13 protein-coding genes are annotated in these 17,299 nt (G+C 74.2%); 3 read left to right on the top strand and 10 right to left on the bottom strand.

What is annotated here, in order from left to right:
• Positions 1-78 precede the first annotated feature (78 nt).
• Positions 79-1,458: a diaminobutyrate--2-oxoglutarate transaminase family protein gene (locus C593_RS0126580; protein WP_018850369.1), complete on the bottom strand. Its 1,380-nt coding sequence runs from the start codon at positions 1,456-1,458 to the stop codon at positions 79-81.
• Positions 1,459-1,836: 378 nt separating this feature from the next.
• On the opposite strand from C593_RS0126580, the gene C593_RS0126575 reads away from it, so the two are divergent.
• Positions 1,837-3,000, top strand: a complete 1,164-nt coding sequence (locus tag C593_RS0126575) for a hypothetical protein (protein ID WP_018850368.1) — start codon at positions 1,837-1,839, stop codon at positions 2,998-3,000.
• Positions 3,001-3,361: 361 nt separating this feature from the next.
• Here C593_RS0126575 and hflX read toward each other — a convergent pair whose 3' ends face one another.
• The 6 genes from hflX to miaA all read right to left on the bottom strand — a co-directional run bounded on the left by hflX (position 3,362) and on the right by miaA (position 11,736).
• Positions 3,362-4,852, bottom strand: coding sequence for a GTPase HflX (gene hflX / locus C593_RS0126570; RefSeq protein WP_018850367.1), 1,491 nt, complete (start codon positions 4,850-4,852; stop codon positions 3,362-3,364).
• Positions 4,853-5,061: 209 nt separating this feature from the next.
• On the bottom strand, positions 5,062-6,663 hold the full coding sequence (locus tag C593_RS0126565; protein ID WP_018850366.1) for a M1 family metallopeptidase: 1,602 nt from the start codon (positions 6,661-6,663) through the stop codon (positions 5,062-5,064).
• A gap of 199 nt (positions 6,664-6,862) precedes the next feature.
• On the bottom strand, positions 6,863-8,941 hold the full coding sequence (locus tag C593_RS0126560) for an HD domain-containing protein (protein ID WP_018850365.1): 2,079 nt from the start codon (positions 8,939-8,941) through the stop codon (positions 6,863-6,865).
• A gap of 271 nt (positions 8,942-9,212) precedes the next feature.
• A complete protein-coding gene (gene dapF / locus C593_RS0126555) occupies positions 9,213-10,112 on the bottom strand; it encodes a diaminopimelate epimerase (RefSeq protein WP_018850364.1) in 900 nt (299 codons plus the stop codon).
• Between the two features lie 138 nt (positions 10,113-10,250).
• Positions 10,251-10,691, bottom strand: a complete 441-nt coding sequence (locus C593_RS0126550; RefSeq protein ID WP_018850363.1) for a DUF1700 domain-containing protein — start codon at positions 10,689-10,691, stop codon at positions 10,251-10,253.
• Between the two features lie 106 nt (positions 10,692-10,797).
• Positions 10,798-11,736 (bottom strand): tRNA (adenosine(37)-N6)-dimethylallyltransferase MiaA, encoded by a 939-nt coding sequence (gene miaA, locus C593_RS0126545; protein ID WP_018850362.1) that lies wholly within the window; start codon positions 11,734-11,736, stop codon positions 10,798-10,800.
• A 185-nt stretch (positions 11,737-11,921) separates the two neighbouring features.
• Here miaA and C593_RS0126540 point away from each other — a divergent pair, with 185 nt between their 5' ends.
• Positions 11,922-12,167, top strand: coding sequence for an antitoxin (locus C593_RS0126540; protein WP_018850361.1), 246 nt, complete (start codon positions 11,922-11,924; stop codon positions 12,165-12,167).
• A 71-nt stretch (positions 12,168-12,238) separates the two neighbouring features.
• On the opposite strand, the gene C593_RS0126535 is transcribed toward C593_RS0126540, so the two are convergent.
• Positions 12,239-12,952 (bottom strand): class III extradiol dioxygenase subunit B-like domain-containing protein, encoded by a 714-nt coding sequence (locus tag C593_RS0126535; RefSeq protein WP_026278102.1) that lies wholly within the window; start codon positions 12,950-12,952, stop codon positions 12,239-12,241.
• Between the two features lie 147 nt (positions 12,953-13,099).
• On the bottom strand, positions 13,100-14,599 hold the full coding sequence (gene miaB / locus C593_RS0126530) for a tRNA (N6-isopentenyl adenosine(37)-C2)-methylthiotransferase MiaB (protein WP_026278101.1): 1,500 nt from the start codon (positions 14,597-14,599) through the stop codon (positions 13,100-13,102).
• Positions 14,600-14,826: 227 nt separating this feature from the next.
• Between miaB and C593_RS0126525 the strand changes: the two genes are divergently transcribed.
• Positions 14,827-15,825: a TAXI family TRAP transporter solute-binding subunit gene (locus tag C593_RS0126525; protein ID WP_018850358.1), complete on the top strand. Its 999-nt coding sequence runs from the start codon at positions 14,827-14,829 to the stop codon at positions 15,823-15,825.
• 74 nt (positions 15,826-15,899) lie between these two features.
• On the opposite strand, the gene C593_RS0126520 is transcribed toward C593_RS0126525, so the two are convergent.
• Positions 15,900-17,294 (bottom strand): sensor histidine kinase, encoded by a 1,395-nt coding sequence (locus C593_RS0126520; RefSeq protein WP_018850357.1) that lies wholly within the window; start codon positions 17,292-17,294, stop codon positions 15,900-15,902.
• Between the last annotated feature and the right edge of the window lie 5 nt (positions 17,295-17,299).

The following is a 17,299-nucleotide window of genomic DNA, read 5'->3' as shown; positions in this document are numbered from 1 at the left end:
CCGGGGGTGGGCGGTCCCGTGGGAGGGATGGGCCGGGTGGTGCCGGGCAGGACGGCGGGCAGGGCGGCGGGCCGGCGGTCAGCCCACCGGGGCCGCGCGGACGTCCCGGCTCCGGACCGACCGCTCGGCCGTGGCGAGCGCGTCGGCGAACCGGTCGAGGACGGCGTCGGCCTGTTCGTCGGTGAGTGTCAGCGGCGGCAGCAGCCGTACGACCGCCGACTCCCGTCCGCCCAGCTCGACGATGAGGCCGCGCTCCAGGCACTGGTGGCGCACCTCGGCCGCGAGGCGCGGCGCGGGCGGCGGGGCGAGGGCGTCGGGCGCGGTCGTCTCGGGATCGACCAGCTCCACACCGATCATCAGCCCACGGCCCCGGACATCACCGATGCAGGGGTGCGAGGCGGCGAGGCCCTGGAGACGGGCGAGCATCCGGGCGCCGAGGGTGGCGGCCCGTTCGGCGAGGCGGTTCTGACGGACGAAGGCGAGGGTGGCGGCGCCCGCGGCCATGGCAAGCTGGTTGCCGCGGAACGTTCCCGCGTGGGCACCGGGCTGCCAGGCGTCCAGGCCGGAGCGGTAGACGATCACCGCGAGGGGCAGGGAGCCGCCGATCGCCTTGGACATCACCATCACATCGGGCACCACACCGCTGTGCTCGACGGCCCAGAAGGCGCCGGTCCGTCCGACGCCGGTCTGCACCTCGTCGGCGATCAGCGGGACGGAGTGGGCGGCGGTGATCTCCCGCATCCGGCGCAGCCAGGTGTCCGGGGCGGGGACGACCCCGCCTTCTCCCTGCACGGGTTCCAGGATCATGCCGGCGGGCGCCGGGACCCCGCTCTTGGGGTCGTCCAGGACTCCGGCGGCCAGCCGGGCGGCGAGTTCGGCCCCGCGCTCGCCGCCGACCCCGAACGGGCAGCGGTAGTCGTACGGGAAGGGCAGCCGGGTGACGCGCACATCGGTGGCCCCGCCGGAGACGTCGAGCGCGCCCGCGGTCATGCCGTGGTAGGCGCCGGTGAAGGCGAGCATGCCCTGGCGGCCGGTCGCGGTGCGGACGAGTTTGAGCGCGGCCTCGACGGCGTCCGTGCCGGCCGGGCCGCAGAACTGGATCCGGGCGTCGTCCGCCAACTCCCCCGGCAGGGTGGCGAACAGCTCGGTGGTGAACGCGTCCTTGACGGGTGTCGCGAGGTCGAGGACGTGCAGGGGCGCCCCGGAGTCCAGCACCTTCTTGATCGCTTCGAGGACCACGGGATGGTTGTGGCCGAGCGCCAGGGTCCCCGCGCCGGAGAGGCAGTCGAGGTAACGGCGGCCGTCGGCGCCCTCGATGGTCAGCCCGCGGGCGCGCACCGGCACGATCGGCAGCGAGCGGGCGTACGTCCGGGCGGCGGACTCGCGCAGCGACTGCCGGCGCAGGATGCCCTCGTGGACGGATGTGGCAGCCGTCGGGGCTGGTCGGTTCACGGCCACGGCTCTCGGTCCTCCCGCTGTCACGGTTGTGTCGTCGGGGGTACGGCTCCCGCACGCGGAACGCTCGGCGCGGCGCACCGGCCTGGCGGTCCGTCGGGTCGTGAGGCAGCCGGGCCGTCCCCCGCACGTACCAACGACGGGGGACCCGGAGGATCACGCTCCGCCGGAAGATCCGTCCGGCGGGGGAACCGCGGACCTGCCGCACGCCGTCCCCAACGGCACCGGCATAGTGGGGGCCGCACCCGGCGGCACGTCCGCCGGGTGCGGCCGCGGACCCGTCCGCGGCCGGCGACGACGCCGCGGCACCGATATTTCCGACACGTTGTGGTTCGGCAGAAGAGCGGAACAGCAGCACCGAAGTCCCAGGGGGATCACCAGATGCGACCCATTCGCCCGACGCTGGCGGCGGCCTCGCTCGCCGCCGTACTGGCGCTCACCGCCACGGCCTGCGGCCCGAGCGAGGAGCAGGCCGGGGACAAGCCGAGCGCCCCGGTGAGCGAGCCGGCGGCCGACGGCAAGATCACTATTCCGGACGATCTGAAGGACCGGCTCAAGGAGCACGGGATCGACCTGGACAAGTGGCGGGACGGCGAGTGGAAGAACTGGGACCGCGACACGTGGCTGCGCGAGGCCAAGGACTACGTCAACCCGATCATCGAGGACCTGTGGGACCCGGACCGGATGCGTGACGCGGAGAAGCCCCCGACCAAGCCGGTCGAGCCGGACATCTCCGGGGACGAGGGCGTCACCGACCCGACCCCCGAGCCGGTCGACGCCGTGCCGGTGAAGACGCCGTACCACTCGGCCGTGCCCGAGGCGGGCAAGGTCTTCTTCGACGGCCCCCAGGGCTCGATGGTCTGCTCGGCGACGGTCGTCAAGGACCCGGCGAACCCCGGGAAGTCCAACATGGTGTGGACCGCGGGCCACTGCGTCCACGCGGGCAAGTCCGGCGGCTGGTACCGCAACATCGCCTTCGTCCCCGCCTACAACGACAAGGCCACCCAGTCCGCGGACAAGGACGAGATCGCGCCGCACGGCGTGTGGTGGGGCGACTGGGCGCAGACCTCGGACCAGTGGATCGCGCAGGGCGCGGCCACCGGCGGCCAGGGCGCGCCGTACGACTTCGCCGTCATCCACGTCACCCCGGAGAAGGGCCGCACCGGCAAGTCGCTGGAGGAGACGGTCGGCGCCGCGCTGCCCGTGGAGTTCAACGCCCCCGCCGTGGCGGAGATCCCGGGCATCACGGCGACCGGCTACCCGGCCGCCCCGCCGTACGACGGCGAGAAGATGTTCCAGTGCGACGACAAGCCGGGGCGTCTGTCGCTCAAGACCGAGCAGCCCACCATGTACCGCATCGGCTGCACGATGACCGGCGGTTCCTCCGGCGGCGGCTGGGTGGCGCAGGGCCGGGACGGCAAGCCGGCCCTGGTCTCCAACACCTCCATCGGGCCGGTGACCGCGGGCTGGCTCGCCGGGCCGCGGCTGGGCGACGAGGCCAAGGGCGTGTACGACGCGGTGAGCCGGAAGTTCGCCGGGCGGTGATCCCCGGCGACCGGTGACCGGACCCGGCCCGCTGTCCGCTCCGGCGGGCGGCGGGCCGGTCCGTGCGCCGGGGCCCTGCGCTCCGGTGGGAATGCCCCGTACGCCGTGGAGACCCGGTGCAGCCCCGGCAGGCCCGGCGGGAAGACCGTGCTTCGCCTCCGACACCTCGGCCGGGCCGGTCGCTCGGGGCCGGCTCGCCGGTCTCCGGCCGGACGAGTGCGCCGAGCGGACCTGCTCGGTGACGAGCGAGAAGTCCGCCGGCCGGCAACGCCCGCTCGTCGGGCCCGGAACAAGCGGAAGGGCCCGCTCCCCGAGGGGAGCGGGCCCTTCCGTGCGCGCGGCGCCTCCGGCCCGTGGCCGGTCAGCGGGTCGCGGGCGTGTACGGCGCGAGCGCCGCGGCCAGTTCCTCGTGGACCCGGCCCTTGAGGCGGGTGCCCTCCTCGGTGTGCTCCTCGGAGATCACCTCGCCCTCGGCGTGCACCCGGGACACCAGGGACCCGTGCGTGTACGGCACCAGGACCTCGACCTCGATCTCGGGCCGCGGCAGCTCGTTGTCGATGAGCGCCAGCAGCTCGGGGATCCCGGCACCGGTCCGGGCCGACACCGCGATGGCGTGCCGTTCGATCCGCAGCAGCCGCTGGAGGACCAGCGGATCCGCCGCGTCGGCCTTGTTGACGACCACGATCTCGGGCACGTCGACCGCGCCGACGTCGCGGATGACCTCGCGCACGGCGGCGAGCTGCTCCTCCGGCGCGGGGTGCGAGCCGTCCACCACGTGCAGGATGAGGTCGGAGTCGCCGACCTCCTCCATCGTGGAGCGGAACGCCTCCACGAGGTGGTGCGGCAGGTGCCGGACGAAGCCGACGGTGTCGGCGAGGGTGTAGAGCCGGCCGCTCGGCGTCTCGGCGCGGCGCACGGTCGGGTCCAGGGTGGCGAACAGGGCGTTCTCCACCAGGACTCCGGCGCCGGTGAGGCGGTTGAGCAGCGAGGACTTGCCCGCGTTGGTGTATCCGGCGATGGCGACCGAGGGGACCTTGTTGCGCCTGCGTTCCTGGCGCTTGATCTCGCGGCCGGTCTTCATCTCCGCGATCTCCCGGCGCATCTTCGCCATCTTCTCGCGGATCCGCCGCCGGTCCGTCTCGATCTTGGTCTCACCGGGGCCACGGGTGGCCATCCCGCCACCGCCGCCGCCGCCCATCTGACGGGAGAGCGACTGGCCCCAGCCGCGGAGCCTCGGCAGCATGTACTGCATCTGCGCGAGGGCCACCTGTGCCTTGCCCTCACGGGACTTGGCATGCTGGGCGAAGATGTCGAGGATCAGGGCGGTCCGGTCGACCACCTTGACCTTGACGACGTCTTCCAGGTGGATGAGCTGGCCGGGGCTGAGCTCACCGTCGCAGACGACGGTGTCGGCGCCGCTCTCGAGCACGATGTCCCGCAGCTCCTGCGCCTTGCCCGAGCCGATGTAGGTCGCCGGGTCCGGCTTGTCGCGGCGCTGGATCACGCCGTCGAGCACGAGGGCGCCCGCCGTCTCGGCGAGGGCGGCGAGCTCCGCGAGGGAGTTCTCCGCGTCCCGCACGGTGCCGGAGGTCCAGACGCCGACGAGGACGACGCGCTCCAGGCGGAGCTGCCGGTACTCGACCTCGGTGACGTCCTCCAGCTCGGTGGAGAGGCCCGCGACGCGGCGCAGCGCCGCACGGTCGGAGCGGTCGAACTGCTCGCCGTCCCGCTCCGTGTCGATCTCGTGGCTCCAGGCGACGTCCTCTTCCATCAGGGCATCGGCCCGAAGGCTCTCGGTGCGCGTCTCCGCGAAGCTCTGCTCGTCCTGGGAAGGGGATGAAGAGGAGGTCATTGGATCCTTTGCGTCGAAGGAAGGGCTGGGAAGCCGGTGCGGACGCACCATGACCCCTGTTCGCCCTGTGGGAGAAGTGTGCCCGGTGCTTCACAGAGGAGAACGCACCGCGGTGCGGGAAGATTCCCCGGCCCGGGGCGCGGCCCGTGGTCCCGGCCCGCGGCGGGCGCCGCCGGCCCGTCGATGGTGCCACGGGCGCGAAGGACGCGTCACGCGGGTTTTCCGGCGGGCGCGGACGGCCCGGTCGGCGCGGACGATCCGGCCGCGGCGGAGGACCCGGTTGGCGCGGACGATCCCGCGGGGGCGGACGATCCGGTTGGCGCGGACGATCCGGTGGCGGGCGTGCGCTGCCCGGGCGCGGACTGCCGGGGCGGGTCGCTGCGCCAGTTGGGGTGCCCCGGCATCGGCGGGGTCGTGGCGCCGTACAGCCAGCCGTCGAAGAAAGCGCCCAGGTCGCGACCCGCGACCCGGGACGCCAGCTCCGTGAAGTCCTCGGTGCCCGCGGTGCCGTCACGGTGGGTGCTCACCCAGGCACGCTCCAGGCGCTCGAAGGCCGCCGTGCCGATGGTCTGCCGCAGCGCGTACAGGACGAGGGCGCTGCCGTCGTACACCACGGGCCGGAAGAGGCTCAGCTTCCGGCCGGGTTCGGGGGCGTCCGGGCGGGCCGGCGGGCCGCCGGCGGCGCGCCAGCCGTCGGAGAGCCGGTAGGCGCGGCGCATCCGCTCGACGAGGGGCCGCTCCCCCTTCTCCTGCGCGTACAGGGCCTCGTACCAGGTGGCGTGGCCCTCGTTGAGCCAGAGGTCGGACCAGGTGCGGGGCGAGACGCTGTTGCCGAACCACTGGTGGGCCAGCTCGTGCACCATGATCGACTCGACGTACCACGCGGGGAGGCCGGGGCGGGTGAACAGGGAGCGCTCGAACAGGGACAGGGTCTGGGTCTCCAGCTCGAAGCCGGTGTCCGCGTCGGCGACCAGGACGCCGTAGTTCTCGAACGGGTAGCGCCCGACGCGCTGTTCCATCCAGGCGATCTGCCCGGGGGTCCTGCGCAGCCACGGCTCCAGCACTTCCCGGTCGGCCGCGGGGACCACGTCGCGCACCGGCAGTCCGTGCGGACCGCGCCGTTCCAGGACGGCGGAGCGGCCGATGGACACCTGGGCCAGCTCGGTGGCCATCGGGTGGGCGGTCCGGTAGGTCCATGTGGAGGTCGTCCCCTGGTGGCCGAGGCCCACCCGGCTGCCGCCCGCGACCACGGTGGTGTCCTTGGGGGCGGTGACCCGGAAGGTGAAGTACGCCTTGTCCGAGGGGTGGTCGTTGCACGGGAAGACGCGGTGCGCCGCGTCCGCCTGGTTGGCCAGGGCGAGCCCGTCCCCGGTGCGCACCCAGCCGCCCGCGTCGGCGGGGCCGCGGGGGTCGCTGGTGTGGGTGACGGTGATCGCCATGCGGGTGCCGGCCGCCACGGGCCGGTCCGGTTCCACGACCAGGTCCTCACCGGCGGTCGCGAACGCGGCCGGGCTGCCGTTCACCTCGACGGAGCGGACGGTGCCGTGGGTGAAGTCCAGGTTGACGCGGCCGAGTTCACGCGCCGCCCAGGCGTCGATGACGGTGACGGCGTCCATGGGCCGGTCGTTGGCGCCCCGGTAGGCGAGGGAGATGTCATAGGCGATGACGTCGTAGCCGGGGTTGCCCAGTTCGGGGAAGAGCCGGTCGCCGATGCCGAGCGCACGGGGCTCGGGCAGCGCCGCGGCGACGAGGGTGGAGGCGGCCGCGACGAGCAGGGCGGCGCGCAGGCGCCGCCGGGAGGAGTGGAGCATGCCCTACCGGTACCAGCGCACCGCCGGGCGGACGGGGAGGGCGCGCGACGGCGCCCCGGCCGCCCACCCGAACGAAGGCTCCGGACCGGGCGGTCGGCGCCGGGGGCCCGCGCGGGGCACTGGATCGGACGGTGTACGTCGGGTGCCCACGCGGGGTGCCGGATCGGACCGTGTGCGTCGGGTGCCCGCGCGGGGCGCCTCAGACCGTCGACGCCGGGTGACGGCTCCGGCTGACGTCGTACACGCCGGGGATGTCCCGCATCGCCCGCATCAGCGCGGGCAGTCCGGCCGCGTCCGGCAGCCGCAGGGTGTAGGTGTGCCGGACCCGCTGTTCGCTGGGGGGCTCGACGGTCGCCGAGATGACGGCCGCGCCCTCGGTGGCGATGGCCTCGGTGAGGTCGGCGAGCAGCCGGGGCCGCCCGAAGGACTCGACGACGAGGGTGACCCGGCACTCCGCCGCCTCCCCCCACCGCACGTCCACCGGGGCCCGGCCGGCGTCCGCCATCCGCAGCACGGCCGGACACTCCTGCCGGTGCACGGTCACCGCTCCCCCGCGTACCGGGAAGCCGGTCACGCGGTCGGGCGGTACGGGGGTGCAGCAGCCGGCCAGGCGGACGGTCGCGTCGGGCAGGTCCACCACGGCGTTGGCGGCGTCCGGGCGGCCCGCCGCGCGCTGGGCGGGACGGCGCGGCACCGCGGCCGGGGCGCCGGGGCCCTCGGGATGGGCCTCCAGCCAGCTGGTGATCGCGATACGGGCGGCCGGGGTGCGGGCGTGGTCGAGCCAGTCCGGCGACGGCCCGGACGCGGCGTCCTGGGCGAGGAGGACGTGCACGGTGTCCCCGTCGCGCAGTTCGGTGCTGAGGGTGGCCAGACGCCCGTTCACCCGGGCCCCGATACAGGTGTGGGCCAGCTCGCCGTACTGGGCGTAGGCCGCGTCCACGCAGGTGGCGTCGGCGGGCAGGCCGAGGGCGCGGCCGTCGGCGCGGAAGACGGTGATCTCGCGGTTCTGGGCGAGGTCGGCGCGCAGGGAGGTCCAGAAGGTGTCCGGGTCGGGGGTGGCCTCCTGCCACTCCAGCAGCCGGGACAGCCAGCCGGGCCGGGTCGGGTCGGCGCGCTCCCCGTCCGGCGGTTCGGCGCCCTCGGTGGGTACGTAGGGGTTGCCGAGGGCGACGACGCCGGCCTCGGCGACCTTGTGCATCCGGTGGGTGCGGATGAGGACTTCGGCGACGGCGCCGTCCGGTCCGGCGACGGCGGTGTGCAGCGACTGGTAGAGGTTGAACTTGGGGGCCGCGATGAAGTCCTTGAACTCCGAGATCACCGGGGTGAAGCAGGTGTGCAGTTCACCGAGGACGCCGTAGCAGTCGGCGTCGTCGGGGACCAGGACCAGCAGCCGCCCGAAGTCGGTGCTGCGCAGTTCGGCGCGTTTGAGGCAGACGCGGTGGACGGAGACGAAGTGGCGGGGCCGGATGAGGACCTCCGCCGGGATGTCCGCCTCGCGCAGCACCGAGCGGAACTGCCCGGCGATGGCCTCCAGGGCGGTGCAGGCGGTCGCGTTCCCGGCGATCAGGGCGCGCGTGCGCTCGTACTCCTCGGGGTGGAGGATCGCGAAGACCAGGTCCTCCAGTTCGGTCTTGAGCGCCTGTACGCCGAGCCGTTCGGCGAGCGGGATGAGGACGTCCCGGGTGACCTTGGCGATACGGGCCTGCTTCTCGGGGCGCATCACGCCGAGGGTGCGCATGTTGTGGAGCCGGTCCGCGAGTTTGATCGACATCACCCGGACGTCGTTGCCGGTGGCGACGAGCATCTTGCGGAAGGTCTCCGGCTCGGCGGCGGCGCCGTAGTCGACCTTCTCCAGTTTGGTGACGCCGTCCACGATGTAGCAGACCTCGGCGCCGAACCCTGCCTTGACCTGATCCAGCGTCACCTCGGTGTCCTCGACGGTGTCATGGAGGAGGGAGGCGGTCAACGTGGTGGTCTCCGCGCCCAGTTCGGCGAGGATCAGGGTGACGGCGAGGGGATGCGTGATGTAGGGCTCGCCGCTCTTGCGGAACTGGCCCCGGTGGGACGACTCCGCGAGCACATAGGCCCGGTGCAGCGGATCGAGGTCGGCGTCGGGGTGGTGGGCGCGATGGGCTTCCACGACATGGCCGATGGCGTCCGGCAGGCGGTCCCGGCCGTTGGGGCCCATCAGGGCGGCACGGCCGATGCGGCGGAGGTCGATGCGCGGGCGCCCCCGCCGCCGGCTGTGGGCACCAGGGTTCGCGGCCTCTGCAGTCATGGGCACCTCCGGCGGCGTCGACCGGCGAAGGGGAGGGTCGGATCGCTTCTCCCGGCCGGTGCTTGATGCTACCGAGCCCACCACGCGCCGCGGTCCCGCTCTTGCCCAGCGTGAAACGGATCACCCGTTCGAGCGATGGCCAGGGAACGGCGAACGTGAGAAAGGGCTAGAGTGTCCCGCTTCGCACCGGGCGGCGCACCAGCCCGTGCGGAGCACCAGTCCCGTGCGGCGGGGCACGAGTCCCGTGCGGAGCACGGACACGACAGAGTGGTCAGCCGTCGAGCAGAGCGGGCGCGATGTGCCCCTCGGCGACGATGACCGCCGGACCCGTCATCTCGATCTCGCCGTCCGGCCGCTCGGTGATCACCAGCCGCCCGCCGGGCAGATCGACCGTGTACGCGACGGGCACCCCGGTCACGGCCGGGTCCACGCCGTCCCTGCGGGCGGCGGCGACGGCCACCGCGCAGGCGCCGGTGCCGCAGGAGCGGGTCTCGCCCGAGCCGCGCTCGTGGACCCGCATGGCGACATGGCGCTCGCCCCGGTCGACGACGAACTCCACGTTCACCCCGTCCGGATAGACCGCGGCGGGCTCGAAGGCGGGCGCGGCCGTCAGCTCGCCCGCCTGGGCCAACTCCTCGACGAAGGCGACCGCGTGGGGGTTGCCCATGTTGACGTTGCGGGCGGGCCAGCTGCGCCCGCCGACCGTGACCGTGACGCCCTCGGCGGGCAGCAGGGCGCGGCCCATGGAGACCGTGACATCGCCCTCGGCCGAGCCGGTGCCGGGCTTCGCCAGGTGGACGCGCTTGACGCCGCCCCGGGTGGCGACGGCGAACTCGCCCGAGCCCGCGTGGCCGGCGTGCTGGAGGTAGCGGGCGAAGACGCGGACGCCGTTGCCGCACATCTCGGCGATCGAGCCGTCCGCGTTCCGGTAGTCCATGAACCACTCGGCCTCACCGGCCAGGTGCCGGGCCTCGGGGTGCGCGGCGGAGCGGACGACGCGCAGCAGGCCGTCGCCGCCGATGCCGGCCCGGCGGTCGCAGAGCCGGGCGACGAGCGGCGCGGGCAGGTCGAGAGCGCCGTCCGGGTCGGGGACGATCACGAAGTCGTTCTCGGTGCCGTGGCCCTTGAGGAAGGGGAGGTGCGAGGTCTGCGCGGTGGTCACGCCCTCCATCGTACGAGCCGCCGCCGACAGCGCGTCCGGTGGCCGCACGCGCGCCGGTGCGGGTCCGAAGCGGATCGCGCCCGTGCGGGCCCGGAGCGGCGCGGGGAGAGAGCCCGGTGGCCGGGAGCCGCGCCCGCGGGGGGCGGCTCAGCGCAGGCGGGCGACGCGCCAGACGGCGAGGGCGACCAGCAGCGCGCCCACGCCCACGTACAGCGCGATGACCCGCCAGTCGGGCCGTTCGCCGGAGCCCCGCTGCGGCAGGCCGGGCCAGGTGTGGCCCACCCGCCGGGCGGCCGTCACGCCCCAGCCCGCGGCGCAGCAACTGATCAGGAGCCCCAGCATGGCGACGACCGCGCCGCCGTCACCGGTGCCGAAGGCGAGCGGGAAGGCGAACATCAGCGAACCGAGGGCGGCGAGGCCCACGATGGGGGCGAGCTGCCAGAAGCGCAGCCGGCGCTGCGGGCGGAGTTCGACCTCGACCTCGTCCGCGAGCACGTCCTGCTCGTCCGGACCGTCGGGGGTCAGCCCCGATGCGTCCGCCGCGACGTCTCGGCGTTCCCGCTCGGTGTCGCGAGGGCCGGCCTCCATCGCCACGCGCCCTCCCCACTCGGACTCAACTGTCGATCGATGCTCGATGATGGCACGCCCGCGAAGGGCGACATGACGGCCGGAGCATCCCGATGCCATGACGTGATCAGGCTGTGACCGCTCGTTCGATCAACGCCAGCGCGCGGTGCGGAAGTTCCCCCCGGTCGGCCGCCGCGCCGCTGAGCCAGGTCACCCGCGGGTCGCGGCGGAACCACGAGTCCTGACGGCGCGCGAAGCGCTTGGTGGCGCGCACCGTCTCCTGCCGGGCGTGGAGTTCGGTGCACTCGCCGGCGAGCGCGGCCAGCACCTGCTGGTACCCGAGGGCGCGCGAGGCGGTGCGCCCTTCGCGCAGTCCGCGCGCCTCCAGGGCGCGGACCTCGTCCACGAGCCCGGCCTCCCACATGCGGTCCACCCGGGTGGTGATGCGCTCGTCGAGTTCGGGGCGCGCGACGTCGACGCCGATCTGCACGGTGTCGTAGACGGATTCATGGCCGGGGAGGTTGGCGGTGAACGGCCTGCCGGTGATCTCGATGACCTCCAGCGCGCGCACGATGCGCCGGCCGTTGCCGGGCAGGATCGCGGCGGCCGCCTCGGGGTCGGCGGCGGCGAGCCGGGCGTGCAGCACTCCGGGGCCGCCGGCCTCCAGCTCGGCTTCGAGGCGGGCGCGGACGTCGGGGTCGGTGCCGGGGAACTCCAGGGCGTCGATCGCGCCCCGGACGTACAGCCCCGAGCCGCCGACGAGGACGGGGGTACGCCCCTCGGCGAGCAGCCGGTCGATCTCCGCGCGGGCGAGGCGCTGGTACTCGGCGACGCTCGCGGCCTCGGTCACGTCCCAGATGTCGAGGAGGCGGTGCGGGACGCCGCCGCGTTCCTCCTCGGTCAGTTTGGCGGTGCCGATGTCCATGCCCCGGTAGAGCTGCATGGAGTCGGCGTTGACCACCTCGCCGTCCAGGTGCCGGGCGAGGAAGACGCCCAGATCGGACTTGCCGGCCGCGGTCGGGCCGACGACGGCGATGACCCGCGGCGCGGGAGCTGCGCTTCTCACCGCCCCAGTCTCGCAAACCGCGGGGTGCGCTCCGACCGGGCGGGGCGGCGGCGCGCGGCCCCGGAGCGGGCCGCGCGGGTAGGCTGAGGAACCGACACGGGAGTTTTGTCACACTTTCCGGCACAGCGTCCCGTTCGAAGCGGATCACGGAACATGGATCACGGTTCACGGAAGGAAGGTGGCCGATGGGCTTCCTGGACAACCTGAAGGCCAAGCTCGCCCCCGCCAAGGACAAGGTCGCGGACCTCGCCCAGCAGCACGAGGGCAAGATCGGCCAGGGTCTGGACAAGGCCGCGCGGACGGTCGACGACCGGACCAAGGGCAAGTACAGCGACAAGATCGAGACGGGCACGGGGAAGGCGAAGGACGCGCTCGGGCGCATCGCGCACCCGGAGACGCCGGAGGGCGGGAACCGCCCGCCGTCCGCCTGAGCGCACCCCGTTCCGGCCCTCTCAGCCGCGGAGCCCCGGGTTCCGCGGCTGGGGCGTGTCCGGGCCGGGGCTCACGCCCAGGTGGCGACGTAGTAGCCGACGCCGTAGGGCGCGTCCTCGTACAGCAGGCGCCCGTCCAGGCCGGCGTCCTCCGCCGCGCCCGCGAGGACCTGCCAGGGGGTACGCCCCGACACCTTGAGCTGCAGGGCGAGCTCCGGGTCGAGGGCGGTGAGGGCCGCGAGGTCGGCCGATCCGAGCGCGCGGGCGGCCTCCGCGTCGAAGCCGGCGGCCCGCTCGTCGAGGTAGCCGGGCGCCTTGACCGTCCGGCAGGCGCTGCCGTCCCCCATCACCAGCAGGGCGACCCGCTCCTCCCGCGCCGCGATCCCGCGGCCCGCCTCGGCGCACCCGCCCGCGTCGGCGTTCTCGTCCAGGCCGAGCCCTTCGACAGGGCACGCGTCCCAGCGGGCCCGCTCCAGCAGCCACGCCCCGACCGCCAGCGAGGCCGGCAGCTCCCGGTCCGCCGCCCCGCCGGTCCCGTGGCCGAGACGTACGCCGAGGTCCACCCCGAAGCCCCGGAAGGACCCGGTGGCCCCGGCCCGGTGCACACCGGGAACCGTCCCCCCGGCGGGTCCGACGACCACGAGCAGCCCGGGCCGGGAGGCGGCCAGCACGCCCACGGCGTCGGCGCAGGCGTCCCGCAGCCCCTCCAGCTCGGCGGCGGCCCCGGCAGCGACCTCGGGCACGAGCAGCGGCGGACAGGGGCACACGGCGGCGGCGACAAGCATGATCGCCACCCTAGCCCGTGCCCCTGCCCGCACCCTGCGGGCGTGCCGCCCCCGGCCGGCGGGGGCGGGGCCACACTCCGGGCCCCGCGCACATCTGTGGGCCCGCCGCGCGGTGCGCGGCGGGCCCACAGGTGTCGTTCGGGACGGTCAGTGCCCGCCGCAGGCCGGCGCCGACGGGGCCGGCAGCGGGTCCGGGGCGCCGACGGCCGGGAGGCCGAGCATCACGCCCGCCGGCTTCGCCGTCTCCGCCGCGTTCCGCTTCGCCCACGCGTCACCGGCGCGGGTGCGGCGGACCGCGAGCACCGCGCCCTCGGCCAGCAGGTGGTGCGGCGCCGCGTAGGTGATCTCCACGGTCACCACGTCACCCGGCCGCACCTGGGCGCCGGGGCCGTCGGGCTTGGTGAAGTGGACCAGCCGGTTGTCGGGCGCACGCCCGGAGAGGCGGTGGGTCTCGCCGTCCTTGCGGCCCTCTCCCTCCGCGACCATGACCTCCAGCGTGCGGCCGACCTGCTTCTTGTTCTCCGCCCAGGAGATCTCCTCCTGGAGGGCGGTCAGGCGCATGTACCGCTCCTGGACGACCTCCTTGGGGATCTGCCCGTCCATCGTCGCGGCCGGGGTGCCGGGCCGCTTGGAGTACTGGAAGGTGAACGCGTTCGCGAACCGCGCCTCGCGGACCGTGTGCATGGTCTGCTCGAAGTCCTCCTCGGTCTCGCCGGGGAAGCCCACGATGATGTCGGTGGAGATGGCCGCGTGCGGGATCGCGGCGCGCACCTTCTCGATGATCCCGAGGAAACGCTCCTGCCGGTAGGAGCGCCGCATCGCCCGCAGCACCGCGTCGGAACCGGACTGGAGCGGCATGTGGAGCTGGGGCATCACGTTCGGCGTCTCGGCCATCGCGGCGATGACGTCGTCGGTGAAGTCGCGCGGGTGCGGCGAGGTGAAGCGGACCCGCTCCAGTCCCTCGATGTTCCCGCAGGCCCGCAGCAGCTTGCTGAACGCCTCGCGGTCGCCGATGTCCGAGCCGTAGGCGTTGACGTTCTGGCCGAGGAGGGTGATCTCCGAAACGCCCTCGGCGACCAGCGCCTCGATCTCCGCGAGGATGTCCCCGGGCCGGCGGTCCTTCTCCTTGCCGCGCAACGCGGGGACGATGCAGAAGGTGCAGGTGTTGTTGCAGCCGACCGAGATCGAGACCCACGCCGCGTACGCGGACTCGCGCCGGGTCGGGAGGGTGGAGGGGAACGCCTCCAGCGACTCGGCGATCTCGACCTGCGCCTCCTCCTGCACCCGGGCGCGCTCCAGCAGGACGGGCAGTTTGCCGATGTTGTGCGTGCCGAAGACCACGTCGACCCAGGGGGCCCGGCTGACGATCGTCTCCCGGTCCTTCTGCGCCAGGCAGCCGCCGACGGCGATCTGCATCCCGGGGCGCTCGGCCTTCCTCGGCGCGAGGCGGCCGAGATTGCCGTACAGCTTGTTGTCGGCGTTCTCCCGCACCGCGCAGGTGTTGAAGACGACGACGTCGGCGTCCCCGTCGGCGCCTTCGGGCGCGCGCACGTAACCGGCGTCCTCCAGCAGGCCGGACAGCCGCTCGGAGTCGTGGACGTTCATCTGGCACCCGTAGGTGCGCACCTCGTAAGTTTTCGCACTCATCGCGCCCCCAGGGTACGGGGTCGCCGCGGCCCGGCGCCCCCGGCTTCCGGCAACGCCCGAGCGGGCGGCGGGCGTCCGTGGAAGGGCCGGCCGCGCGGTCCCGGCCTCCCGGGACGGGCCGGGACGGGCCGGCCGGCGGGGTCCCGCGGAGGGATCGGGCCGGGCGGGCGGCGGACGGCACCGGACGGGCCTGGCCAGCGGGCCGGTGAGCTGGCAGGATCGCGACCGTGCTGCCCACCGGACTCCGCCTCGACCGCCGCCGCGCCCTCATCGGCGCCGTGGCCGGCTTCGTGGTGTCCGGACTGCTGCTGTGGTGGCTGCTGCCCCTGGGCCGCACCTCGCCGAGCGGGTCCCTGGCCTTCAGCACCGGCTCCCCCAGCGGCGTCTACCAGCGCTACGGCGTCCTGCTGGAGCAGGCGCTCGCGGAGGACATGCCGGATGTCGGCATAGAGCTGATGACGAGCGAGGGCTCCCAGCAGAACCTGGCCCGGCTGGCGGCCGGGAAAGCGGACTTCACCATCGCGACCGCCGACGCCGTCAACACCTACCGGAACAAGGGCCTGCCGGACGCCGACCGGCTGCGCGGCTGCGCCCGTCTCTACGACGACTACGTGCATCTGATCGTGCCCCGGGACTCCGACGTGGAGTCGGTGGCCGACCTCAGGGGCAAGGCGGTGGGCGTCGGACAGCCCGGGTCGGGTATCCGGCTGGTCGCCGACCGGCTGATGACCGCCGCCGGGCTGGATCCGAGGAAGGACGTCACTCCCGTGCCGGCGGGCATAGACACGACGCCCGGACGGCTGGAGAACGGCAGCCTGGACGCGTTCTTCTGGTCCGGCGGGCTGCCGACCGTCTCCGTCCAGGAGCTGTCCCAGCGCTTCGACATCCGGTTGGTCCCGCTGGAGCCGGAGCTGATCGACAAGCTGCACGCGACGGGCGGCTCGACCAGCTACTACCGCTCGGCGGTCATGCCCGCGGACGCCTACCCGCACGCCCAGGACGGGGTGCCGGTCCCGACGGTGGCGGTGGCCAACCTGCTCGTGACCACGGACCGCACCGGTCCGGCGCTGACCGAGGGCTTCACCCGCACGGTGATCGACAGCCGCGACCGGATCGGGCAGACGGTCCACCCGGCGCAGCTCGTGGACCTGCGGACCGCCGTCTACACCGAGCCGCTGCCGCTGCACGAGGGCGCCCGGCGCTACTACCGGACCGCGAAGCCGTAGCCGCCCGCCACGCCGGGGCGCCGGGGCGTCGGCCACGCCGGGACGGCGGCTCCCCTCAAGGGCGGCGGCTCCTCTCAGGAGGCCGGCGCGGTACGCGGCAGCGAGACCGTCACCCGCAGCCCGTGCGGCTCGTGGTGCGCGTAGGCGATCGACCCGCCGCCCGCGGTCAGCAGGGCGCGGGAGATCGACAGGCCCAGACCCGACCCCTTGACGTTCTGATGGCGCCCGCTGCGCCAGAAGCGGTCCCCGATCCGGGCCAGCTCCTCGTCCGTGAGCCCCGGGCCGCCGTCCGTGACGACGACCGTCGAGGTGTCCCCGTTGGACGCGACCGAGACCGTGACGCTCTCGCCGCCGGGGGTGAACTTCAGCGCGTTGTCGATCACCGCGTCCAGGGCGCTGGAGAGGGCGATCGGGTCCGCCCAGGCGGTCACCGGGCCGGTGTCCCCCGTCAGCCCGACGCCCTTCTCCTCGGCGAGCGGGCGCCAGGCCGCGACCCGCTCGGCGGCGAGTGCGCCGATGTCGGTGAGCTGGAGGTCGGCCGCCGCGTGCTCGGCGAGCGCGAGGTCCAGCAGGTCGTCGAGGACCTGCGCGAGCCGTTTGCCCTCGGTGCGTACCGAGGCGATCTCCGCGTTCCCCTCGGGCAGTTCCAGGGCGAGCAGCTCGATGCGGAGCAACAGCGCGGCGAGCGGGTTGCGCAGCTGGTGGGAGGCATCGGCGACGAAGGCCCGCTGCTGTTCCAGGACTTCCTCGACGTTGTCGGCCATCTCGTTGAAGGAGCGGGCGAGCCGGCGCAGCTCCGGCGGTCCGCCCGCGGCCGCGACCCGAGAGTTCATCCGGCCGGTCGCGATGTCGTGGGTGGCGGCGTCCAGGACGCGGACCGGCCTGAGCACCCAGCCCGTGAGCCGGAACGCGGCGCCCACAGCCAGCAGCATGGCCGCGCACTCGCCCGCGGCCAGCAGCAGCCAGCCCCGCAGGACCTCGGAGCGCAGCTGCCCCGTCGGCGAGTCGGTGAAGACCACGGCGACCACGTCCCCGTCGCGGACCACCGGCGAGGCGACGACCAGGCGCGCGCCCCGCTGCCAGGGCCACACCTGCGGAGGGTCCTCGCTGCGCCGGCCGGTGAGCGCCTCGTCGAAGGCCTCGCGCCCCACGCCCTCGGCCGGCAGGACCAGGTCGTGCGGAGCGCGGGCCATGGAGTCGCGTTCGCGGTAGAAGACGCCCGCCCGGATGCCGTACGTGTCGTAGTAGCGGTCGAGCTGCTCCTGGAGGGTCGCGCGGCGCTGCTCTGTCCCGTCGGGGCCCTCGGTGACGAACTGTGCCAGGGCGGCGAACCGCACGGTGTCGTCGATGCGGTCCACGACCACCCGCTGCTGCTGCGCGGCGGCCAGGCTCACCGCCAGCGGGAAGCCGAGCGCGAGGAGCACACCGGCCATGAGGACGATGAGCAGGGGGAGCAGTCGGGTACGCACCGGGG

The organism is Streptomyces sp. CNT372, from assembly GCF_000377145.1.
This window is presented reverse-complemented; position numbering and strand designations above follow the sequence as displayed.